Here is a 22541-nt window from a genome sequence, read left to right on the forward strand (position 1 = left end):
GCGGGGCCGTTCTACGCTGAGACGCATGATCACTCTGGTCCCGTACCACCAGGACGGGCGGCTCCCCGACTCGTCCTTCCCCCTGCCCGGCCTCGACTTCGTCCCGGTCACCCGCGAGCTGCCGGACGGCGACGTGTGGGAGCGTCTCGCCGCGCTGTACGAACTCGTCTCCGCCGAGGTCGCCGACCAGGTCGCGGGCGGCACGCGGCCGGCCGTGGTGTCCGGCGACTGCCTGACCGCCGAGGCCGTCCTCGCGGGCCTGCAGCGTGCGGGCGTGGACGCGTCCATCGTCTGGTTCGACGCGCACGGCGACATCCACACGACGGAGAGCTCCACGTCCGGCTACATCGGCGGCATGCCGCTGCGCCAGATCCTCGGCGCCGACACCGGACTGCTCGCCGACCGCCTCGGCCTGCGTCCCCTGCCCGAGGACCGCGCCGTCCTGGTGGACGCCCGCGACCTCGACCCCGCCGAGGCCGAGTTCCTGGCGTCCTCGAAGGTGCGGCACAGCCCGGTGGACGACGTCGCCCTGCCGGACGGGCCGCTCCTCCTGCACATCGACGTGGACGTCATCGACGCCGCCGACCTGCCCGGGCTGAAGTTCCCGGTCGGCGGCGGGCCGTCGTACGACGCGGTGGTCACGTCCGTCCGGCGGATCATGGCGACCCGCCGCGTGGCCGCGCTGGACATCGCCTGCCCCTGGCACCTGCCGGAGGGCGACGCCAACGTCCTTCGGGGACGCCTCCTCCGGGATCTACTGACCGCCTGATCCACCATCACGGGAGATGCCGGGGATGCCTTCCGGCGGCGCATGTGCGAGACCGGCGAGCTACGGCGGCTGTACGTCGACCAGGTTCTCGACGCCCGCCGGGAGGGTTCCGGCCGCGCCGGCCTCGACGATGAACGTCTGCAAAGTCTCCTGGAAGGCGCGTGCTGCGTGGGTGAGTTCGACGTCCTTGCGGTGGGCGAGGGCGATCGTCCGGAGAAGGCCCGGACCATGGCGCCCACGGCGAGCCTCCTCGTCGGCCAGGACGAGTGGCGTCCCCCGCAGGCCGGGGCGTCCGGCGAGGACCATGCTCGGGACGACCGCGATACCGAGACCGACCTCCACGAAGCGGAGCACAGCGTCCATCTCGCCGCCCTCAACGGCGAACCTCGGCTCGAACCCGGCCGCCCTGCAGGCGCTGATGGTCGCCTCACGCAGGTCGTATCCGGGACGGAACATCACCAGAGGACGGTCTTGCAGATCCTCGATGCGCAGGTACGAGCGGCGCGGCAGCTGCGCGGGATTGTCCGCCCCTGCCGGAGAGGCCACGACGAGGTATTCGCGCAGTATCGGCGTCGTGTCCAGGGGCGGGTCGCCTTGGAGCGGAAGGATGACGAGGGCGAGGTCCAGTGAGCCACGCGTCAGTTCTCTGACGAGGTCCCGCGAGCCGCCCTCTTCGACGATGAGCTGGATCCCCGGATACGCGTCGTGGAAGCGACGCAGGACATCCGCCAGCAGGCCCGCGCAAAGGGACGGTGTAGCGCCGAGCCGCACCCGCCCACGCTTGAGGCCCGCCAGCTCTTGCACCTCCAAGCGGGCGGTGTCGACATCGGCCAGGATGCGCTTGGCCAAAGGCAGCAGTGCCTCACCGGCGGGCGTGAGCGTGATGTTGCCGCGCGCGCGCCGGAACAGGGAGACGCTCAGCTCGCTCTCCAGCGCGCGGATCTGCTTGGACAGCGACGGCTGCGCGACCCGCAGGATCTCCGCGGCCTGCGTGAAGTGGCGCACCTCCGCGACCGCGACGAAGTAGGTGAGCTGCTGAAGCTGCATCCTGCACAGAGTACGACCAGGCCGCCCGGCCGGGACGACCCGGGTTACCGCGCGTGGCGGCGGAGGGCCTGGAGGTCGTGGACGATCAGCCGCCGCCGTCCCGTCTCGATCCAGCCGTGCCGGCGCAGCGTGCGCAGCGCCTTGCTCACCGCCTCGCGGGACGCGCCGACCCAGCCCGCCAGCTCCTCCTGCGACAGGTTCAGCGTGATGCGGACGCTCTCCTCGCCCGTGCCCGTCCGGTGCGGAACGCCGAACCGCTCGGCCAGCTCGACGAGCCGCTGCGCGACCCGCCCGGTGGCGTCGAACATGCCGAACTCGACGCGCTTGCGGTCGGCGTCGCGCCAGCGCTGGCACAGGATCCGCATGATGATGATGGAGACCCGCCCGTGCGCCTGCAGGAACGACATGAACTCGTCCACCGTGAGCGCGAGCGCCCGCACCGGTTCCAGCGCCTTGACCGTCGCCGACCGCGGCTCCCCGTCGATCGCGGCCACCTCACCGAGCAGCGCGCCCGGCCCGCGCACCGCCAGCAGCGCCTCGCCGCCCTGCTCGTGGTAGGAGAACGCCTTCACCCGGCCGCGCAGCAGGACGGCCACCCAGCCGGGCTGCTCCCCCTCGGTGAAGAGCGTGTCCCCCCGGGCGAACTCACGGACGCGACCGCGTGCTTCCAGGTCCTCGCGTTCCGCCGGGGTGAGTTCGGCGAGGAACGAGCCCGGTTCGAGGGCGCTCATGCCCACCACGCTAAAGGGATCCGGCCCCGCCCGCCTCCCGGGAGCGAATCACGGTTCAGTATCGCGTTGTGTGCACAATTCCCTACTCGTGCGGCCGGGCGTACGCCAGAGTTGCTTCCGGCGTGCACGATCGGAGGGCCGTCCGGCGTTCACGCCGTCCACGGGGAACGACGGGGACGGCGGGCGGCGGTCCGGGGGCGCGCCGCCCGCCGTATTCCGGGAGCGTCGCACGCCAGAGCGCCGCTCCCGCAGCGGAGAACGGCGGGAACGCGAAGGTCCCCCGCCGCGCGGGGCGGCGGGGGACCTTCGCGAGAGAACTCGATGCGCGGAAGGCTCAGGCGGACGGGGTGTCCTGCCCCTTCTTCACGATGCCGAGCTTGCTGCCGAGCCACACCACCGGGTCGTACTTGCGGCCCACGACCCGCTCCTTCATAGGGATCAGGGCGTTGTCGGTGATCTTGATGTGCTCGGGGCAGACCTCCGTGCAGCACTTGGTGATGTTGCAGAAGCCGAGGCCGTGGTCGTCCTGCGCGATGTTGCGCCGGTCGGCCTGGTCGGCCGGGTGCATCTCCAGCTCCCCGATGCGCATCAGGAAGCGCGGACCGGCGAACTGCTCCTTGTTCTCCTCGTGGTCACGGATGACGTGGCACACGTTCTGGCACAGGAAGCACTCGATGCACTTGCGGAACTCCTGCGACCGCTCCACGTCCACCTGCTGCATGCGCAGCTCGCCGGGCCCGGCGTCGCCCGGGTCGAACGAGGGGATCTCCCGCGCCTTCTGGTAGTTGTACGAGACGTCCGTGACCAGGTCGCGGATGACCGGGAACGTCCGGACCGGCGTGACGGTGACCGTCTCGTCCGGGTCGAAGGTCGACATCCGGGTCATGCACAGCAGCTTCGGCATGCCGTTGATCTCCGCCGAACACGAGCCGCACTTGCCCGCCTTGCAGTTCCACCGGACGGCGAGGTCGGGCGCCTGCGTGGCCTGCAGCCGGTGGATGATGTCGAGGACGACCTCGCCCTCGTTCACCTCGACCGTGTAGTCGGTGAGCTCGCCGGAGCCGTCGTCCCCGCGCCAGACCCTGAACTTGGCCTCGTAGCTCATCGGTCGCCCTCCTCGTCGTCCGCGGCGCCGGCGGCGGTCGCGCCCGATCCGGCCGCGGCCTCCGCCTGCTGCGTCTCGACCTCCTCGGCCAGCCCCTTCGGCAGCTCCTCGGCGGTCAGGTACTTCTTCAGCTCGTCGTTCTCGAACAGTTCGAGCAGGTCCTCGCGCATCGGCGCCAGCGGCTGCCGCGTCAGCGCGACACGGGGGCTCGCCGGGTCACCGGTCAGCGAGCAGACCAGGTTGATCTTGCGCCACTCCGCCGACATCGCGGGGTAGTCGTCGCGGGTGTGGCCGCCGCGGCTCTCCTGCCGCTCCAGCGCCGCCTTCGCGACCGCCTCCGACACCAGCAGCATGTTGCGCAGGTCCAGCGCGAGATGCCAGCCCGGGTGGTAGCCGCGGCCGTCGCTCACCGCGACCGGCTCGACGGCCACGTTCGCGACGCGCTCGCGGAGCTTGTCGAGCGACTCCAGCGCCCGCTCCAGCTCCCCCTCCTTGCGGATGATGCCGACCAGCTCGTTCATCGTCTGCTGCAGCTCGGCGTGGACGGCGTACGGGTTCTCGCCGCCCTCGCGCTCGAACGGGGCGAGAGCCTCGGTCGTGGCCGCCTCGATCTCGGCGTCGGGGACCGCCGGACGCGCGGCCAGCCCGTCCACGTACTCCGCCGCGCCGAGCCCGGCCCGCCGCCCGAAGACCAGCAGGTCCGACAGCGAGTTGCCGCCGAGCCGGTTGGAGCCGTGCATGCCGCCGGACACCTCGCCCGCCGCGAACAGGCCGGGGACCTTCGCCGCGCCGGTGTCGGGGTCGACCTCCACGCCGCCCATCACGTAGTGGCAGGTCGGGCCGACCTCCATCGGCTCCTTGGTGATGTCGACGTCCGCCAGCTCCTTGAACTGGTGGTACATCGACGGCAGCCGCTTGACGATCTCGGCGGCGCCGCCCGGCATCCGGTCGACGACGGTGAGGAAGACCCCGCCGTGCGGCGATCCCCGTCCCGCCTTGACCTCGGAGTTGATCGCGCGCGCCACCTCGTCGCGGGGCAGCAGTTCGGGGGGACGCTTGTTGTTCTCCGGGTCGTCGTACCAGCGGTCGCCCTCCTCCTCGGAGGTGGCGTACTGCTCCTTGAACACCTCGGGGATGTAGTCGAACATGAACCGCTTGCCGTCGGAGTTCCGCAGGACGCCGCGGTCACCGCGGACCGACTCGGTCACGAGGATGCCCTTGACGGACGGCGGCCAGACCATCCCGGTGGGGTGGAACTGCACGAACTCCATGTTCAGCAGCGTCCCGCCGGCGAGCAGCGCCAGCGCGTGCCCGTCTCCCGTGTACTCCCAGGAGTTGGACGTGACCTTGAACGCCTTGCCGATGCCGCCGGTCGCCAGCACCACCGCGGGCGCCTCGAACACGACGAACTTGCCGGTCTCGCGGACGTAGCCGAACGCGCCGCAGATCCTGCCGTCGGCGTCCTTCAGCAGCCGGGTGACCGTCGTCTCGGCCCACACCTTGAGGTTGGCCTCGTAGTCGCCGTGCTCGGCGTGGTCCTCCTGCTGGAGGGCGACGATCTTCTGCTGGGCGGTGCGGATCAGCTCCAGGCCCGTCCGGTCGCCGACGTGCGCCAGCCGCGGGTACTCGTGCCCGCCGAAGTTGCGCTGGCTGATCTTGCCGTCCTTGGTGCGGTCGAACAGCGCGCCCCACAGCTCCAGCTCCCAGATGCGCTCCGGGGCCTCCTTGGCGTGCAGCTCCGCCATCCGCCAGCTGTTCATGAACTTGCCGCCGCGCATGGTGTCGCGGAAGTGGACCATCCAGTTGTCGTTGGCGTTGACGTTGCCCATCGCGGCGGCGGCGCCGCCCTCGGCCATCACCGTGTGGGCCTTGCCGAACAGCGACTTGGAGATGATCGCGGTCTTCTTGCCCTGGAGGCGCGCCTCGATCGCCGCGCGCAGGCCGGCGCCGCCGGCGCCGATCACCACGACGTCGTACGAGTGCCTCTCGATCTCAGTCATGATTCCTTGGCCTCAGTTGAAGATACGGGGGTCGTTGAAGACGCCGCCGGCGACGAGCGCGACATAGGCGTCAGCCACCACCAGCGACCCCAGGGTGATCAGCGCGTACATGCCGTGCCGCTCGTTGATCTTGGACACCCAGCCCCACATCCGGTACCGGAAGGGGTGCTTGGAGAAGTTCTTCAGGCGTCCGCCGACGATGTGCCGGCAGGAGTGGCACGACAGCGTGTACAGCCACAGCAGGACCACGTTCGCCACCAGGATGACGGTGCCGAGCCCGATGCCGAAGCCGCCGTCCTTGCCGTGGAAGGCGCGGATCGCGTCGTAGGTGTTGATGAGGGAGATGAGGACCGCGGCCAGCCAGAAGTAGCGGTGCAGGTTCTGGCCGATCAGCGGGAAGCGGCGCTCCCCGGTGTACTTGCCGTGCGGCTCCTTGACGGCGCACGCCGACGGCGACGCCCAGAACGACCGGTAGTACGCCTTGCGGTAGTAGTAGCAGGTCAGCCGGAACAGCAGCAGGAACGGCAGCGAGATCGCCGCGAACGGGATCCAGCCGCGGGTGCCCGCCGGGAGGAAGGTTCCGAACTCCGCCGCGTTGCCGGTGTGCCCGTTCACCGTCACGTTGTCGCAGATCTCGTTCAGGCAGGGCGAGTAGAACGGCGTCAGGTAGTGGAACTCCGGTACGTAGAACGCGGCGCCCCAGAAGGCCCGGACGGTCGCGTACACCACCCATGCCGTGAAGATCACGAAGGTCGTGATGGGGTACAGCCGCCAGTTGTCCTTGCGGAGCGTACTTTCCTTGATCTGGGCGCGCGTCTTGGCCGGCGCCTCCACAGTGCTCATCGATCGCTCTCCTGAGCTCGGGTCGTCGTGTCCCCGTACCACGGTCCGCGCGCAAAGCGGCCGTCGCGCCCGGCCCGCCGGCCCATCGCGTCCTCGCGCCATGAGCCGCCGGCCATGCGTCCCGGCCGGCCGCGCTCCGGCGGCCGGAGACCGTGCCGCATGCGGGCGGTGACGCCTCGTATGCGCTTCCAGCGAAGCGACCCTATGCCACTCACCGGGAGCTGTGACATACATAACAGCCACACCCGCATGTGAGCCTGACCACAGACTTTAGCCCTGTCGCGGGCGCCTCGCACGGCCCGCGGTCCATAACCAGTCGTTATGGCGGAGTGGAATCGAGACGAGCGCGCTACGGAATGGCCGAGCTGTCGCCGAGGACCCGGCCGAGGACCGTCCGGGCGAAGTGGGCCTCGGCCTCGCTCGTCCGGCCCGTCCCGTACACGCGGAGGACCTCCGCGAGTTCGGGGTAGCGGTCGGCGATGAGGTCGGCCGCGGCGTCGATCTCGGCGGCGGACGCGACCTCGCGCAGGAGGGCCTGCACCAGCCGAGCCGGCTCGGCCTCGGGCCGCTCGGCCAGGGCGCCGGAGGGGCGGGGCCGCTCGTCCGACGGCAGGGCGCGTCCGGCACCGGGTTCGCCGCCCCGGCCGGCGGCGGGGGCGCGTTCGGACGCGGCCATGCGAAGCCCCGAGGTGGTGGCCGCCGTCTCGCCCCTGATCTCCTCCAGGCGCGCCTTGACCTCCGCCGCCTCGAGCGTCCCGAACGCGGGATCGGCGACGAGGTCCTCGACCGCCATGAGCCGGTGCAGGACGGCCGGGTTGCTGATCTTGGCGCGGTGGCCGGACATCAGCTGCGACAGCATCGGCGCGGACAGCCCGAGCACGCCGGCGAGACCGGACTGCGACAGCCCGAGCCGGTCGAGCAGCGGCCGGACCCGGTCGCCGAGCGGCTCGCCGTACCACTCGACCTGGAGCGCGCGGTTCCGGGCGACCGCGTCCTCGGCGACGCTCACTCTTCCCCCTTGACTCTTCGCAAATGCAAACGCTAGATTTACGCCTGCACACACCAGCATGGCCTCTACGTCATGTTGCCACGGAAGACGCAGATTTGCATATGCGACATAACGGGGAGGATCAAGCATGCGTCCGACGTTTCGCCTGGTGGCCGCCATCGCGGCGACCCTGCTCCTGGCCGGCGGGATGACCGGCTGCTCGGCGCTCGGGAAGGAATCCGGCTCGTCGTCCGGCCGGTCGTCGTCGTCCGGCGACGGCTCGGACGTCTCGCTGGGCCAGGCGGGCTTCGACAACGCCGCCAAACCGGTGGTGGCGGGCACCTTCGACAGCCCGATGGCGGAGGGCGCCAAGGTCGACATCGCCATCATGGGGCTGCGGGTGAGGGGAGAGCTCGCCACACTGACCGTCCAGCTCACGCCGCGCTTCCCCGGCGTCGCGCCGGACCGCATCAACGCCTACCGCCTCAACGGCGAGCACGGCCTCGGCACCTCGCTCATCGACCCGGTCAACCTCAAGCGGTACGTGGTGGTGAAGGACTCCGGCGGCAAGGAACTGGAGACGGACGACATCTTCGTGAAGATGACGAACAACCAGGCCACGCCCTTCTACTACACGTTCGCCGCCCCGCCGGAGAACGTGAAGTCCGTCGACCTGCAGATCGGGTCGTGGCCCACGTTCCGCAGCATCCCGGTCGAGCGGTGAGCCCCATGCGCCGACCGGTCGTCATCGCGGCCGTCCTGGCCGTCGTGCTCGGCGCTCCGGCCGTCGCCGGGGCCGAGCCCAGCGTGCCGGACGAGAACCTCGCCAAGAGCGTCCTGCCCATCGAGGCCGGCCGCGCCGTGTACGACATCGACCTGTCCCGGGCGGTGGTCTCCCTCGAAGAGGAGGAGAGCAGCGGCTCGCAGGTCACCGTCAGCATTTCCGCGGACGTCCTGTTCGACTTCGGCAAGGCGACGCTCACCGACACCGCCCGACGCCGCATCGCGCGCCTGGCTCCCCGGCTGCGCGACGCCAGAGGCACGATCCAGGTCTCGGGGCACTCCGACTCCATCGGCGAGCCCGGCTACAACCTGACGCTGTCCGAGCAGCGCGCCGAGGCGGTCAGGGCCGGGCTGCTGGACGCGCTCAAGGGGACGAACCTGCAGGTCCAGGCCCAGGGCTACGGGGAGACCAAGCCCGTCGCGCCCAACGACCAGGGCGGCAAGGACGACCCGGAGGGCCGCGCCAAGAACCGCCGCGTGGAGATCACTTACGAGAAGGCGTGAGGAGCGTGCCCGCGGCGGGCCTCGCAGGCGCCGCGGTCGTCCCGGCGGGCCGCCGGCCCTCGCCGCCCGATGACCCGACCGGGTTCGGTCAGCGGGGCGGCGGGCCGAGGTGGTCGAAGATCTGCAGGGGTTCGCCGTCCAGCGTCCGGACGGGGAACCGCAACTCCAGGCGGCACGCGGCCAGCGCCCGCCGCGCCATGCCCGCGTTCTCCGGACGCTGCGCGGGCTCGTCCGCGCAGAGCCGGGCGACCACCGACCACAGCAGCGGCGGCACCCCGGCGGGCGGCGGGCCCACCCGCTGCCGGGGCGCGGGGTCGCCCGCGCCGGTCAGCATCCGCCAGCAGACCATCCCGGCCGCGTACAGGTCCTGGCGCGGCCCCGGACGGTCCCATTCGAGCACCTCGGGCGCCAGGTATCCGGGGGTGCCCACGGTGAACCCGGTCGTGGTGAACCGCATCCCGTCGTCTCCGAGGGCGATCCCGAAATCGGCCAGCCGCACATGCGGCGCCCCGACCGGGCTCGGCTCCAGCAGCAGGTTGGCGGGCTTCACATCCCGGTGGACGACCCCGGCGCCGTGGATGTGGCCCAACGCGGCCAGCATCTGATCGAGCACCTCGGCCGCGTACTCGGGCGGCAGCCTGCCGTAGTCCCCGAGGAGCGTCTCCAGCGAACCACCGCTCACCAGGTCCATCGCCAGGAGAACGTCGTCATCGGTCATCCACGACGCGTACGGCGTCACCACATGCGGATGCGCCAGCCGCAACGCCCGCTCGCGGACGACCCGCTGCATCGACGTCGGTCCCCGCCGCCGGACGAGCTTGGCCGCGCAGTACCGCCTCTCCGCATGGTCGTAGGCGCGCCACACACGGCTCGTCCCTCCCGTCCCGATCCGGTCGAGCATGGTGAACCGACCGCCGATCACCCACCCCGCGTCCACGGCACCGATCGTACGGAAGACGACCCGATCCGGTCGCCCAGAATTCCACGCTTCTGTCAACAGAACGGACACCTCAGGCATCCAATAAGGGAAGGCGCCCACGCGCCCCGATCCCCGCCGCCTCCATACACTGATCGACTACCCAAACCACCCGCCCTCGACAGGGGCCCCTCGAAACGGGACCGATGAGCGACAAAGACCCCGCCCGCGACGAAGACCTCGCACGGGACAAGGCCGCCCACAAGACTTCCAGAGCCCCGCATTCCACAGGGCCGGGCGAAGCGGGACCCGACGCCGACCGCGCACCCGACCGCCCCCGCGACACGGAGGACTCGGACCCGAAGACCCCGAAGGAAACGGCGACCGCTGCGACCGCGCCCGGCCAGGGCGGCGAGGCGGCGGGCGACGGCATCGGGGCGGCGCCGGAGGCGACCACCGAATCCGCGCCCGGGGAGGGCGGCTCGGCGGGCACGGCGGCGGGCGAGGGATCAGCGGCGGCCGCTGCCGGCGCGTCCGAGGAGGGTGGCCGGGTCGCAGCGGACTCGGAGGACGCGGGAGGTGACGCCGCCGCGTCCGGGCAGAGCGGTGGTGGCGCGAAGGACGGCCAGGGCGGCGCCGGCGCGAACGACGGGCAGAGCGGTGGTGGCGCGAAGGACGGGCAGGACGGGCAGGCGCCGGGTCGTGCCGGCGGGGGGCGGCGGAAGGTCCTTCGGCGGGTCGCGGCCGGGGCGGTCTTCGTCCTGCTGCTCGGGGGCGGCGGGGCGGCGTGGCTGTACCACGACCTGGTGGGCGGCATCGAGCAGGAGCACGTCGACGACAAGCTCGGTGCGAACCGGCCGAAGAAGCTGAACAAGTCGCTCAACATCCTGCTGATCGGGTCCGACACGCGTGAGGGCGACAACGCGCGGTACGGGGCGGCGGCCGGGATGTCGGGGGCGCGGTCGGACACGACGATCCTGCTGCATCTGTCGCCGAACCGGGATCAGGCCGTCGGGATCAGCTTCCCGCGCGACTCGATGGTGAAGATGCCCTCGTGCAAGAAGGAGAAGGGCGGGACCGTTCCAGCTCAGTTCGGCATGCTGAACGCGGCGTTCGCGTATGCGGGTCCGACGTGCACGTGGAAGACGCTGGAGTCGCTCACCGGCATCCACATCGACCATTTCGTCCAGGTGGACTTCGCCGGGTTCAAGCGGATGGTCGACGCGCTGGGCGGTGTCCAGATCTGCGTCAGCAGGCCCGTGAACGATCCCCGCGCCGAGCTGTACCTGAAGGCGGGCAAACAGACGGTGAAGGGCGAGGAGGCCCTCGGCTACGTGCGGGCCCGCTACTCGCTCGGGGACGGCTCCGACCTGGAGCGGATCGAGCGCCAGCAGAAGTTCATGGCCTCGGTCGTCGACAAGGCCACCAGCGGTTCCGTGCTGACCGACCCGGCGAAGACGTACAAGTTCCTGAAGGCCGCGACGAAGTCGATGACGACCGACGACGATCTCGATCTGGCGGCGATGCGGAAGCTGGCGGACGGGCTCAAGGGGATGAGCGCGGGCCAGGTGCGGTTCGTGACCGTCCCGGTGAAGGGTTACGCGCCGGACCCGAACCGCGTCCAGTGGAACCAGGAGCTGGCGAAACCGCTGTTCGAGGCGATCCAGCACGACAGCGAACTGCCCGCCGAACCGGCGAAACCGGTGAAGGCCCAGGCGGCCCCGCTCGCGCCCGGCAAGGTGCACGTCACGGTCGTCGCCGCGGGCGGCAAGGACGGACTGGTCAAACGCATCGTCAAGCAGCTCGAGCACCGCGGCTACGAGGTCGCGAAGAAGGTGGAGAAGGGCGACAAGACTGCGGAGAGCCGTCTCGTGTACGCACCGGCCGCGGAACCGCAGGCGTCGGCGCTCGCACGGGACGTCCCGAACGCGATGCTCACCGCCGACGCGAAGGCACCGCAGGACGGGGTGCGGCTCGTGATCGGCACCGGCGGCGTCCAGCTCGCGCCGCCCGCCATCAACAAGATCGGCGGCGGGGTGAAGGCCGGCGAGAAGCTCTGCGGCTGACGCTCAGAGGGTGGCGGACAGGACTCCGGCGAGCGCGCCGGCGAGCATGTAGGGGCCGAACGGGAACTCGCCCTTGCGCGACCGCCGGACGATCATGATGCCGATGGCCACCAGGCCGCCGGACAGGTACGTCGCCAGGAGGCCGATGATCCACGCGTCCTGCCCGAACCAGCCGAGGCAGAGCCCCAGCACACCGGACAGCTTGACGTCGCCCAGCCCGATCCCGGACGGCGCCACGAACGCCTGCGCGAAGTACAGCACGAACAGCACGGCCATCCCGATGAGCGCGTGCCCGAACCGCCGCGGGCCGTCGTCGGTGAACGGGGCCGCGGCGGCCAGCAGCGCCGCGACGATGCCGTACGAAGGGAGCGTGAACCGGTCGGGCAGCCGCTTGACCTCGACGTCGATGAAGCCGAGCAGGGTTCCGGCCGCCGCCAGGTAGCACAGCGCCGGCAGGACGGGCTCGGGCCCGAACCGCCAGCCGAGCAGACCGAACACGGCGGCGGCCACCAGGCCCGCCCAGATCCGGCGGCGGCGCGGGACCGGCCCGGTGAAGGGTTCCGCCATCGGCGCCATGAGCAGGCCGATGACCAGCCCCGCGGGCACCAGCGCGAACGCGATCATCGTCCCTCGTCTCGATCCGGGGGCCGCCCCGGCCCCCTGCGCCACGGCCGGGCGGGCGCCCCGCCGCCATCCAATCCGGCACGGCGTCCCTCCGGCATGGGTCCCAGGACCCAATTCGGCGCCCGGGTCACGTCACCGTGAACGCGAGCATCACGAACCCGAGGACCGCGAAGGCGCAGCCGGCGGCCACCATCCCGATCGAGCCGCCGACGGCCCTCCCGGAGTTGCTGTCCAGCCGCGCCTCGCGCGGGTTCCGCGGATCGTAGAGCACCCCGACCCGGGTGCCCTTGAGTCGGGTCAGCTCGTAGGACCCGCTCCTGGTCTGCGCCACCGTCTCGATCTCGGCGCCGTCGAGCGTCCGGAATCGCAGTACCGCGAAATACTCGTAGGAGTCGGTCCGCTCGACCCGGTGGACGCCGGTGACGACGCCCGGAACGCGGTGCGCGGCGGCGAGGAAGGCGCGGCTCGTCCGGTAGCGGTGGACACCGCCGACGGCGAGTCCCGCGCCGAGGGTGAGCGCGATCAGTCCGATCAGCCAGTCCGGCATTACCAGTACCCGCCGCGCTCCTCGTTCCTGACGCTGATGAAGGCGGCGACCACGAGGCCCATCGCCGCGCCCGCCACGCCCTCGGCAACGTACAGCAGGAACGAGACGGTGTCGCCCCCGCCGCCGACGGGCGCCGCGGTCCCGGCGGCGGTCACGAGCACCGGGACCGCGAGGACGCCGGCGAGCCAGCGCGCCTGCTCGCTCCGGTCGCGCTGCACGGCCCCCGCGACGACGACCATGGACAGGCTGATCAGCACCCATGGCAGGTCGAGCCGGACGAGCCGGTCGAGGTCGGTGAGGGGCTCACCGCCGTCCGCGCCGCCCGCCAGCCGCGCCACGACCGCGAACCCGAGCAGCCACACGAACAGGGCCGCGCCCCAGGCGCCGAGCATTCGGGCCATCTCAGCGCACCTTGATCGAGTCGACGATGCCGTCCACGTCCCCGTCCTTGAGCTTGCCGCGCTGCCAGGTGAGCCGCACCGTGTGCAGGTGGCCGTTCGCGCCGATCACGCCGACGTCGACGGCCTGGCCGGGCAGCCCCGCGCCCCGGTAGTCGGTGAAGGTGTAGTCGATGCGGACGGCGCTCTTCGCGCCCGCCACCTTGATCTCCTCCGCCTTCTCGCGGTGGTAGCCCTTCGCGTTCATCATGGGGCCGCCCTCGATCGTGGTCTCGAGCATCTCCGGACGTGCCCGGTCCGACAGGTCCTTGAGCACCGCGAGGATCGCGTCCCGCCCGGGGGCCTGCATCGACAGCGCCAGAGTGGGCTCCGGCCCCCGCTGCCAATCCTTCGGATAGGCGACCGTCAGCACTTTCGCGTCGCCGCGGACGAACCCTTCCGGCGTCTTCCCCGACCCGCCGGACGAGCATCCGGCGGCGGCGACCGCCACGACGCCCGCCACGGCCACGATCCTCATCCTCTTCGCACTCATCGCCGTCCTCACTTCGCACAATCCGGCCACTGCTGGAAGGTCCGCTGCCCATTCTGCGGGGCCCCAAGGTACTGCGAGTCGACGATCCGCTGCTTCTCCCCTTCGTAACCGCCCTCGATCCCGAACTTGAGTTCGGCGGCGATCTCCGCCCCGATCTTGAATTCGTCCACGTCACCGGCGTAGACGTTACGGCTGACGAGGCCGCGGTCGTAGATCAGCCTGTCCATCGGGCTGCCGTTCGGGCCGGGGTCCTGCGAGACGAACGCGCCGTTCTCGTCCGCGGCGTTGCGGACGGTCTGGAAGGGCATCAGGAACGCGTTGTCGTGAATCCACTGCTGGCCGATCGCGCGGTTCGAGTCGTCGAAGTTGACCGTGGTCGTGGTGACGGACACCTGCTTGTCCGTGTCCTTCACGCTCCCGTTCTTCTTCGCGGGATTCTTGTAGCCCTCGCTGTCGTTGGTCTCCTGCGTGGTGATCCAGGTGATGCTCGTCAGCCTGCCGTCCTTGTCGTAGGTCACGCGCGTCTGGCCGATGTAGGTCCGCTCGCCGCCGGGCCCGTAGCCGAGGGCCTTGGCGCCGCCCTTCACGGCGCCCTTCACCTGGAAGGTGTAGGTCGTCTTCGGGTAGCCGTCCTTCTCCGACCCGGTGTTGTCCTTCGTGACGAGGATCGCGTCGCCGGCCGAACCCTCGATCTCCACGCCCGTCCCGGCGTCCTTCACGGACTTCTTGCCCGAGTCGTCGGAGGTCAGGCTGCCGAAACCGGCGGCGCCCTTCAGCACGCCCTCGGCGCCGACCTCCCACTGGGTGACCTCGGGGTCGCGGGTCCGCGGCTTCCAGCCGGTGACCTTGTCGAAGACCCACAGCCCGGGGCTGACCTTCTCGCCCTCCTTGCGGGCGAGATCCCACTTCACGTCGTCCAGCCAGTCGCCGGCTTCCTTGTCGCTGTTGAAGACCCAGGTGTCCCCGTACTTGAAGTTCACCGACCCCTCGACCTTCGCGCCGAGCTCCCCGCCGAAGCTGCCCTTTCCGAACTGGAGCTTGCCGCCGATCTCCGCCTCCGCGCCGAGCTTGTAGTCGGCCGGGACGATCATGATGCGGACCTTTCCGTCCGCGTACGTGGTCTTCACGAACTGGAAGTTCTGCCCGACCTTGATGGAGAAGGCGGTGACCGAATAGCCGACCTTCTTGGAGTCGGTACCGGTGATGCAGGCCGAGGTCGGCGGCTTGTACTCGTAGGGCTTGGACGTGCAGTCCGTCCCGCCGAAGATCTTGCACAGCGCGACCTTGACATTGGCTCCGACCGGGTTGGGCACCATGACCAGCAGCGCCACGGTCAGCAGGGAGGCGATGACGAGCAGCACCGCGTACTCGATCGCCGCGGCTCCGCCGTCGCGCCGCGCCCGATCCCGGCCGAGTCCATTCAGCATGCCGGAAAGAGTAAATGCGTGACTTTGCCCACCCCAGGGCCCTCGGGCCCATTCCGGGGGCCTGAACCGCCGCGTTCTCCGCGGCGAATCGGACAGCCAGCGGGGGGCCTATTTCCAGGCTCGCGACCGGGCCCGGGGGCCTAGGGGTCGAGAACGTCGTGCACGTCGGCGGCGACCCGGTCCTGGACGTCCTGCGCCGTCATCACCTGGCCTGACACGCCCCGCACGAGGACGGGCCAGTGCGCCGCGACGGCCTGGACGAGTTCCGCGGCGAGGGGCTGCGACTCCCCCGTGTCGAAGACCTCCAGCGACACCGAGTTGTAGGGCGCGTCGCCGAGCACCCGGCGATGGAAGCCGCTCTTGCCGGGGTCGACCGGCGCCGCACCCGGCTCGTCCAGCCGCAGCCAGACGCGCGCCGCCCCGCGTTCCAGCAGCGCGTCGGTGCGCTCGTCGGGATCCATCCGCGCGCCGAGCGACCGGGCGAGCCGCTTGACGGCGCCGGGCTCGACCGCGCCGGGGAGGATCAGGGCGACGTCCGCGACGCGCCGGCGCCGCGCCACCGCGGGCGCGGCGTCATACGAGGCGTCCGGGACGAAGAAGCCGCCGTGCCGGTGGGCCAGCCGGTCCTGGAACTCCTCCATCCCGACGATCTGCTCGCCGAGGTCGTCCACCACCGCGGGCCACCGCTCCGCGACGGCGAGGACGTACTCGGCCACGAGCCACTCGCTCGCGGCGGCGCTGGTGAACTCGACCACCGCCCGGGACCGCGGCGGCGCGCCCAGCACCCGCGCGTAGGCGTCCAGGAGCGGCGGACCGTAGGGAAGCGTGTCCGGTTCGTACGGATGCACCCATATCCGGCCCCCGTCGCGCTCCAGTTCCCCGCTCGGCGCGCCGCCGGGCCCGGCGTCCGGCTCACCGCCCAGCGCGCGGACGACCTCCAGGAACTCCGCGGGACCGACGATCGCACTGGAGAGCAGCACCACGCTGCGAGACATCGGCTCCCCTCAGCACGCCCCGGTGCGCCGGAGGTCGTTGACGAGGTGGTCCACGCTTCCGAAGACCTTCACGCCATTCTCCTGGCGGAACCTGGCCCTGTCGACCTCCGACACGTTCGGGGCCAGCACGTAGACCGCGCGCTTCCCGTCCGGGTTGACCACCGGGTGGTTCTTGTACTTCGTCATCTGCTTGGACTTGCCGTCGAAGTCCGGTTTGCTGCCGTTGTAGACCTCGATGATCGCGCCCGGCGTGCCGGCGTCGATCTCACCGGCGGCCACGCCCCCGGCCGAGGGGAACTCGTAGTTGAACTCCGTCAGGCACTTGCGCAGCTTCTGCCCGAGCTGACCTTCGAGCACCTTGTCGGGGTCGGTGCTCTTGAGGGCGTCGTCGAGCTTGCGCTGGGTCTCCGCCGGGTCCTGGCAGCTGTTGTGGACGAGGACGCCTTCGGGGCCGGCCGCCACGAAGTAGGTGTGGAGGTCGTCGACGGTGAAGTTGTAGACGCGCTGGACCGCCTCGTACGGGCGGGCCGCGACGACGAGGGCGGCGCCGCCGCGCGCCGTGGCGAGCCGGTCGCCGGGGCGCAGGTCCTCCGCGTCGCTCCAGACCCGCTCGTCGGGGCGCCAGAACGGGTGCCCGGCGGTGGCCGTGAGGGTCGCGGTCCGCCCGCCCCGGACGCCGTCCGGGTCGATGGTGATCCGCACCAGGTGCCTGACGCCGCCGCCCGCGATCAGCTGGGTCACCCGGCGCGGCGCGATGATCCCGTGGACGGGATCGGCCGCCAGGACGGTGTCGCCGATGCGAACGTCCTCGATCGGTCTGGGCGGACCGGCGCCCATCAGGACGCGCGTGCCCGCCAGGAAACTGTTCGGGACCTTGCAGGCAGCCTTCTGCGCGGCCTTCTTCTGGGCGAGGCGCTTCTCCGCCTGCTCCAGCGCGGCGTCCGCGGCCTGCTTCTCCTTCTTGGCCGCGGCGATCGCGTCCCAGAGCTTCTTGAGCTTCTTGCCCAGCCTGACGGCGGCCGGGATCTTCTTCAGCAGCTTGAACGCCTTGCCCCACGGGACGACGCCCACGAGCGTCCAGAGGCACGCCTCGATATCGCCGTGGATGCATTTCAGCGCGTCGTCGAGCCCGATCAGCTCGGAGAGGAACTTCAGCAGTTCGTCGCCGACCTGCTTGACCTGGCCCTCGAGGTTGCCGCTGTTCTGGTTCGCCGCGTCCGCGCGCTTCTTCGCGTCGTCGTAGGCCTGCTGCTCCGGGGAGCCGGGCAGGGCGTTGGCGTTGGGGTCGACGCCCGGCTGCGCCGGCGCGGTCGGCTCACCGCTGGAATCCGCACCGGGTTTACCCTTGTCATCGCAGTTCTTGCCATTGTCGAAGATCTGGCAGAGCGCACCACGCGTGGACGTCGACACCTTTTCAGGTACGGCGAACATGGTCACGGCCGCTGCCACGGCGGCCACGAACAGCAACACGGCCCCGTATTCGACGACCGAAGCGCCTCTGTCCCCGCGACGCCAGCCGGATCCCAACCCGCACCCCTCACCCCGAAGTGAAGTCGTCAGCGCATCACATGGGCGCGGGGGCGGCACAGGGCCCTGAGACCCAATTCTCCGGGCGATTCAGTGATTAGAGTTTCCGGCATGAAGCGCGCAGTCCCTCTTGCCGTCCTCGTGGCCGCCGGCGTCCTCGCCGCAGGTTGCTCGGGGGACGCGGAACCGAAGGCGGGCACGAGTCCGTCCCGCCAGGCCGCCTCGCCGCCGCCGGCACCGGCGCCGGCCACCGTCGGGGCGGTGACGCTGCCGGACGACCCCGCGGGGCTCGTGACGACGGTCGGGCGGCAGATCAAGGCCGCGCGCTCCTTCCACGTCCAACTGGTCTCCACCGGCACGGACGGCAGCGCGGTGCGCGCCGACGGCGATGTGCGGACCGACACGGCGACGCCCTCCGCCCTGCTCAAGGTCAGTGACGGCGGCACCACGCACGCCGTCCTGCTGGACGGGGTGATCTACGTGCGCAACGAGGGCGAGGAGGTCGAGCCGGGCAGGCCGTGGGCGCGGCTCGCCCGCAAGGACATCGGGGCGGTGCGGCCCAGCGGGGATCCGGGCCCGCAGATCAGCAAGCAGGCCGACGACCTCGAGAAGACGCTGCGGACCCTGCTGGACGGCGTCGACGAGGCGTTCCGCGAGATCACCGCCGACACGGGCCTGGCGCTGGTCCGGTCCGGTTCGCTGACCAAGAAGCCGGTGAAGGACCGGGTGAACGGGCAGGACGCGCGGCGCTACGACGGCACGACCGCCAGCGGCGCGGTCGGCGGGGACCCGGCGCTGAAGGCGCTCGACTCCGGCGGCATCGACAAGCTGCCGTGGTCGCTGTGGGTGGACGACAAGGGCCTGCCGCAGAAGTTCACCGTCTCGATGGCCGGCAAGGCCCGCCTGGAGGCCACGTACACCCGGTGGGGAACGCCCGTCACGATCCAGGCCCCGCCCGCGAACCAGGTGGCGGGCATCCGGTAGGTCAGGCCGGCCGGTCGCCCGGCGCGGCCCCGAAATGCGGCGGCGGCCCCGGGGCGCCCGGCGCCGCGGGCGCGTCGGGCGGGGCCGCCTGAGCCGCCTCCGGGGCGCCGGGCAGTTCGGCGAGCGGCGTGTCGGGCGCGAGCGCCTGGCCGTAGAAGCCCTCCCAGCCCGGTTGCAGATCCGGGACGTCCAGGTCCTCGTGGACGCGGGAGAGGCCGCGCGCCATGGCAAGGCCGACGGCCACGCCGAAGAGCGTCTCGATGAAATGCAGGACGATGCCGAGCGCGCTCGCCATCGGCGGGATTCCGAGCACGGTCCCGCCGACCGTGGCGGCCAGGGGTACGGCGAGGGCGGCCAGGATTCTCGGCGGGCCGGTGAGCGCGGACCGCGTGTAGACGCCGACGGCCCATCCCATCAGGAAATTCGCCACGATCCAGGGAAGGTGGACGCGCAGCACCTGGTCGAGGTCGTCGGCCGTATCGGCCGGTTCGAGGACGACCAGCGTGCCGAAAGCGACCGCGCACACGAGAATCGCCGACGTCCAGGCACCGTACAGCACTTTCATGCCGCATAAGGTAGGCCCGGAACCGGCCCGGTCCCAGAGTCCCGGGTCCCCTCCCGGGGCCCAGTGGGAGGCCCGCCGATGGGCCCCTCGCCTGGGTCCCCGGAATGTGGGGAGGCCGGGTCAGCCGAATCGGCGCGCGGCGGACGGCGACCGAAGCGGGGAGATCTTCACCACGTCGCCGGTCTGCGGTGCCTCGACCATCTGGTTATCGCCGTAATAGATGGCGACGTGGTGGGGGGTCGGCGAACCGAAGAAGAGCAGGTCGCCAGGTTTGAGGGCATTCGTCTGGACCACGGTGCCCCGGCGGTCGTCCACCTGGGAGCCGGTGTAGTGCCCGAGCGCGATCTTCCCGTGAGATGCCTGGTAGACGGCATAGAGAGTGAGACCACTGCAGTCGAATCCCAGGGTTTTTGTACCGCTGTATCCGCCGGGAGAGCAACAGATCCCGTAACTGGGCCCGCTGTAAGTGCCGCCGCCCCACGAGTACGGGGTGCCCCGCCAGCAGAGCGCCCAGGCGACGACCCGCTCGCCGAACGTCAAGGAGTCATCGGGCTTCTTGCCCGTCTTGATGCATTCGGAGACTGTGGCGGGACCGCCGCCCGCCGGCCCCAGCCCGTCCGGGAGACCGGTGTACTGGATCGGGTCCTCGCGGTCGACGAGGCGGACCCGGAAGAGGCGCTCGACCGCATCGCGATTCCCGTTAGGGAAGGCCTCGACTTCGTTGCCCCCAGATTCGCGGCACATCAGCTTGCCGCTCATCACGCCACCCGCCGGGTCCGCCGGGTTCTCCAGCAAATCATCGGGCCGGTAGTAGCAGGTGGGGTAGTAGAGCTTCGCGGTCGCCGTCGCGGTGCCGAAGCGGCCGATCCCCTGCTTGCCGCCGGTGTCGGTGCACAGGTTGCGGCGGTTCTTGAGGTCGTCCTTCTCCTTGTCGGTCAGCTCTTCCTTGCGCTTGAGCTGGCAGTCGTTGGTCCGGGTCTTGACCCGAGCGGTGTTGCCGAGCATCCCGGTCAGGTGCGCGTCGCCGACGAGTTGGGAGTCGTTCTTGTTCGCGTAGGCCTTGGCGTGGTCGTTCGCGGATCCGGTCACCATCCAGTAGCCGGCGCCACCAGGGTCGATTCCCTGCAGCGCCATGGCGACCGCCTGGTCCCGCAAGGGCGTGAGAGTGCCGAGCGCGGCGGCGTCCGCGCCGGTTTGCGCTTTCGTCCGCAAATCGTTCGCGTGCGCCACCCGGCTGAACAACAGGAGCCCGGCCACGAGCAGCAATGCCATTCCCACGATGACCGTGGAAGTGGCGGCGCCGGTGTCCCCGTTCCGGCGCCGACCGGACCTGAGCCGCTGCAGCATCCCCGTCACACCCCTACGGCGTCGATCACGACTTTCCTTAAGGGACCCTAGACGGATGGTCAGGAGGGCAGCCAGGGCCCAGGGGCCCATAAACACCGGCGTTCCGGCGCATCCGGACGGGGGGCGCCTTGCGATCCCCGGCGGGCGATGGCTACGGTCGGCGCCATGTCCTCGGTGAGCGCGGACGGCACGCGCCGTCCCGGAGAACGGCTTGGACGCTACCGTCTGCTGAACGTCCTCGGCTCCGGCGGAATGGGCACGGTCTACCTCGCCGAAGACGATGGGGGCGGCAAGGTCGCCATCAAGGAAATTCATCCGAAGCTGTCCGCGCGGCCGGAATTCCGGGAACGGTTCCGGCGCGAGGTGAAGGCCGCCCGGAAGGTCCGGCCATTCTGCACGGCGCCCGTGCTGGACGCCGATGTCGACGGGGAGCGGCTCTACGTCGTCACCGAGTACATCGCGGGCCGCACGCTCGAGGACACGGTGACGGAGAACGGCCCGCTGCGCGGCGCCGACCTGGAGGCGCTCGCGGTGGGGGTGGCGGCGGCGCTGTCGGCCATCCACGGCGCCGGGGTGGTGCACCGCGACCTGAAGCCGGCGAACATCCTGCTGTCGCCGTACGGGCCGCGCGTCATCGACTTCGGCATCGCGCAGACGCTGGGGACCGACAGCCGGATGACGCAGACGGGCGAGACGATGGGCACGCCGTCGTTCATGGCGCCCGAGGGGCTCATCGGCCGGCCGATCACCACGGCCGCGGACGTGTTCACCTGGGGCTGCGTCGTGGTGTGGGCGGCGACGGGCCAGCCGCCGTTCCCGGGCGACAACGTCGGCGAGGTCCTGTACCGAACGGTCCACGACGAGCCGCGGCTCGACCGCCTCGAACCCGGCCTGCGCCGCATCGTCTCGCGCGCGACGGCGAAGGACCCGGCGCGGCGCCCGGACGCGTCCGAGCTGCTGCGGATGCTCACCGGGAAGCCGGACGCCGAGGAGGCGGCGCGGTACATGACGCTGCCGCCCGCGGCGAACCACCGGTCCGGGCCGGCGCGCGGGCGGCACGTCCGGCCACGGGACGGGCGCACCCTCCTGACGACGCTCCGCAGCGCCGGGCTCTGGCGCACGGCGGGCCGGCGCCGCGTCGCCTGGGCGGTGACGGGCCTGTGCGCGACCGCCGCGATCGCCGCCACCGCCTTCATGCTCACCGGCGGCGACGGCGCAGGCGACGCTCCGCCCGCGGCGGACGAGCACCTCTTCGGCGACGGGTTCTCCGACAGGTCCAAGGGGTGGGACGAGGGCGGGGTCAACGACTACTTCCACCGCTACGAGAACGGCGGCTACACGATCTCCCAGAACTCGACGGACGAGTTCGGGACTCAGGACGCGCCCGCTCCCGGCCTGCCCGCGGACATCATGGTCAGCGCGAAGGTGCGGGTGGTGTCGCAGGACCCGAACGACGAGGCCGGCCTCTACTGCCGCAACGATGGCACCACCCGGTTCGAGGCCGTGCTGTCCCGCGACGGCCGGGTCGGCATCCGCCGGACCGCGGGCAGGAACCGCGTCGAACTGGCCCCCGCCGCGGCCAGCTCGACGGGCCCCGGCGCCGCGGTGCAGCTTCGGATGCTGTGCGAGACATCAGCGGAGGGTACTCGCCTCAAGGTGTGGGTCGACGGTCACAAGGTCATCGAGGGAACCTCTGCCGAGGGACCCGTCACCGGGAACTCCGGGCTGGTCGCCGGCCGTCCGGGACGCGGCTACGCGGCCCCGGCCAGCGTCGCCTTCTTCGACGACGTCGCGATCGACCGGCCCTGAACCGGCCCGCGCGGACCGGCGGGAGCGGGCCAGG

General features: G+C 71.1%; 22 protein-coding genes. 6 read left to right on the forward strand and 16 right to left on the reverse strand.

The window, feature by feature from the left end; all coding sequences use genetic code 11:
- The first annotated feature begins 25 nt into the window (after window positions 1-25).
- On the forward strand, window positions 26-769 hold the full coding sequence (locus SM418_RS02160) for an arginase family protein (RefSeq protein ID WP_371938589.1): 744 nt from the start codon (window positions 26-28) through the stop codon (window positions 767-769).
- A gap of 60 nt (window positions 770-829) precedes the next feature.
- On the opposite strand, the gene SM418_RS02165 is transcribed toward SM418_RS02160, so the two are convergent.
- The 6 genes from SM418_RS02165 to SM418_RS02190 form a co-directional block, all read right to left on the reverse strand.
- Window positions 830-1816 carry a LysR family transcriptional regulator gene (locus tag SM418_RS02165; protein ID WP_371938588.1) on the reverse strand — a complete coding sequence of 329 codons (987 nt, stop codon included), beginning with the start codon at window positions 1814-1816 and terminating at the stop codon, window positions 830-832.
- A gap of 44 nt (window positions 1817-1860) precedes the next feature.
- Window positions 1861-2547, reverse strand: coding sequence for a Crp/Fnr family transcriptional regulator (locus SM418_RS02170; protein ID WP_371938587.1), 687 nt, complete (start codon window positions 2545-2547; stop codon window positions 1861-1863).
- Window positions 2548-2881: 334 nt separating this feature from the next.
- A complete protein-coding gene (locus SM418_RS02175) occupies window positions 2882-3652 on the reverse strand; it encodes a succinate dehydrogenase/fumarate reductase iron-sulfur subunit (RefSeq protein ID WP_371938586.1) in 771 nt (256 codons plus the stop codon).
- A complete protein-coding gene (locus SM418_RS02180) occupies window positions 3649-5652 on the reverse strand; it encodes a fumarate reductase/succinate dehydrogenase flavoprotein subunit (RefSeq protein WP_371938585.1) in 2004 nt (667 codons plus the stop codon). Before SM418_RS02180 ends, SM418_RS02175 begins: the two co-directional genes overlap by 4 nt.
- A 12-nt stretch (window positions 5653-5664) precedes the next feature.
- Window positions 5665-6495, reverse strand: coding sequence for a succinate dehydrogenase subunit SdhC (gene sdhC / locus SM418_RS02185; protein ID WP_371938584.1), 831 nt, complete (start codon window positions 6493-6495; stop codon window positions 5665-5667).
- 349 nt (window positions 6496-6844) lie between these two features.
- A complete protein-coding gene (locus SM418_RS02190; RefSeq protein ID WP_371938583.1) occupies window positions 6845-7504 on the reverse strand; it encodes a DNA-binding protein in 660 nt (219 codons plus the stop codon).
- A 127-nt stretch (window positions 7505-7631) separates the two neighbouring features.
- Between SM418_RS02190 and SM418_RS02195 the strand changes: the two genes are divergently transcribed.
- On the forward strand, window positions 7632-8207 hold the full coding sequence (locus SM418_RS02195) for a hypothetical protein (protein WP_371938582.1): 576 nt from the start codon (window positions 7632-7634) through the stop codon (window positions 8205-8207).
- 5 nt (window positions 8208-8212) lie between these two features.
- Window positions 8213-8770 carry an OmpA family protein gene (locus SM418_RS02200; protein WP_371938581.1) on the forward strand — a complete coding sequence of 186 codons (558 nt, stop codon included), beginning with the start codon at window positions 8213-8215 and terminating at the stop codon, window positions 8768-8770.
- An 88-nt stretch (window positions 8771-8858) separates the two neighbouring features.
- On the opposite strand, the gene SM418_RS02205 is transcribed toward SM418_RS02200, so the two are convergent.
- On the reverse strand, window positions 8859-9707 hold the full coding sequence (locus SM418_RS02205) for a serine/threonine-protein kinase (protein WP_371938580.1): 849 nt from the start codon (window positions 9705-9707) through the stop codon (window positions 8859-8861).
- Window positions 9708-9892: 185 nt separating this feature from the next.
- Between SM418_RS02205 and SM418_RS02210 the strand changes: the two genes are divergently transcribed.
- Window positions 9893-11752, forward strand: coding sequence for an LCP family protein (locus SM418_RS02210; RefSeq protein WP_371938579.1), 1860 nt, complete (start codon window positions 9893-9895; stop codon window positions 11750-11752).
- A gap of 3 nt (window positions 11753-11755) precedes the next feature.
- Here SM418_RS02210 and SM418_RS02215 read toward each other — a convergent pair whose 3' ends face one another.
- The 7 genes from SM418_RS02215 to SM418_RS02245 form a co-directional block, all read right to left on the reverse strand.
- Window positions 11756-12376: a prepilin peptidase gene (locus SM418_RS02215; protein ID WP_371938578.1), complete on the reverse strand. Its 621-nt coding sequence runs from the start codon at window positions 12374-12376 to the stop codon at window positions 11756-11758.
- Between the two features lie 127 nt (window positions 12377-12503).
- A complete protein-coding gene (locus tag SM418_RS02220; RefSeq protein WP_371938577.1) occupies window positions 12504-12923 on the reverse strand; it encodes a DUF3592 domain-containing protein in 420 nt (139 codons plus the stop codon).
- Window positions 12923-13324 (reverse strand): hypothetical protein, encoded by a 402-nt coding sequence (locus tag SM418_RS02225; protein WP_371938576.1) that lies wholly within the window; start codon window positions 13322-13324, stop codon window positions 12923-12925. Before SM418_RS02225 ends, SM418_RS02220 begins: the two co-directional genes overlap by 1 nt.
- A gap of 1 nt (window position 13325) precedes the next feature.
- On the reverse strand, window positions 13326-13853 hold the full coding sequence (locus SM418_RS02230) for a hypothetical protein (protein ID WP_371938575.1): 528 nt from the start codon (window positions 13851-13853) through the stop codon (window positions 13326-13328).
- A gap of 8 nt (window positions 13854-13861) precedes the next feature.
- Entirely contained in the window at window positions 13862-15280 is a 1419-nt protein-coding gene (locus SM418_RS02235) for a hypothetical protein (protein ID WP_371938574.1), read from the reverse strand.
- A gap of 140 nt (window positions 15281-15420) precedes the next feature.
- Window positions 15421-16275 (reverse strand): hypothetical protein, encoded by an 855-nt coding sequence (locus tag SM418_RS02240; RefSeq protein ID WP_371938573.1) that lies wholly within the window; start codon window positions 16273-16275, stop codon window positions 15421-15423.
- 9 nt (window positions 16276-16284) lie between these two features.
- Window positions 16285-17745: a Hint domain-containing protein gene (locus tag SM418_RS02245; protein ID WP_371938572.1), complete on the reverse strand. Its 1461-nt coding sequence runs from the start codon at window positions 17743-17745 to the stop codon at window positions 16285-16287.
- 168 nt (window positions 17746-17913) lie between these two features.
- On the opposite strand from SM418_RS02245, the gene SM418_RS02250 reads away from it, so the two are divergent.
- On the forward strand, window positions 17914-18786 hold the full coding sequence (locus SM418_RS02250; RefSeq protein WP_371938571.1) for a hypothetical protein: 873 nt from the start codon (window positions 17914-17916) through the stop codon (window positions 18784-18786).
- Between the two features lies 1 nt (window position 18787).
- Here the strand turns inward: SM418_RS02250 and SM418_RS02255 are convergent, their stop codons facing one another.
- Window positions 18788-19351 (reverse strand): hypothetical protein, encoded by a 564-nt coding sequence (locus tag SM418_RS02255; protein WP_371938570.1) that lies wholly within the window; start codon window positions 19349-19351, stop codon window positions 18788-18790.
- Between the two features lie 120 nt (window positions 19352-19471).
- Window positions 19472-20698, reverse strand: a complete 1227-nt coding sequence (locus tag SM418_RS02260; RefSeq protein WP_371938569.1) for a C40 family peptidase — start codon at window positions 20696-20698, stop codon at window positions 19472-19474.
- Window positions 20699-20863: 165 nt separating this feature from the next.
- Here SM418_RS02260 and SM418_RS02265 point away from each other — a divergent pair, with 165 nt between their 5' ends.
- Window positions 20864-22507 (forward strand): serine/threonine-protein kinase, encoded by a 1644-nt coding sequence (locus SM418_RS02265; protein ID WP_371966040.1) that lies wholly within the window; start codon window positions 20864-20866, stop codon window positions 22505-22507.
- Window positions 22508-22541 lie beyond the last annotated feature (34 nt).

This window comes from Actinomadura chokoriensis (assembly GCF_041463665.1).
GTDB classification, from domain to species: domain Bacteria; phylum Actinomycetota; class Actinomycetes; order Streptosporangiales; family Streptosporangiaceae; genus Spirillospora; species Spirillospora chokoriensis_A.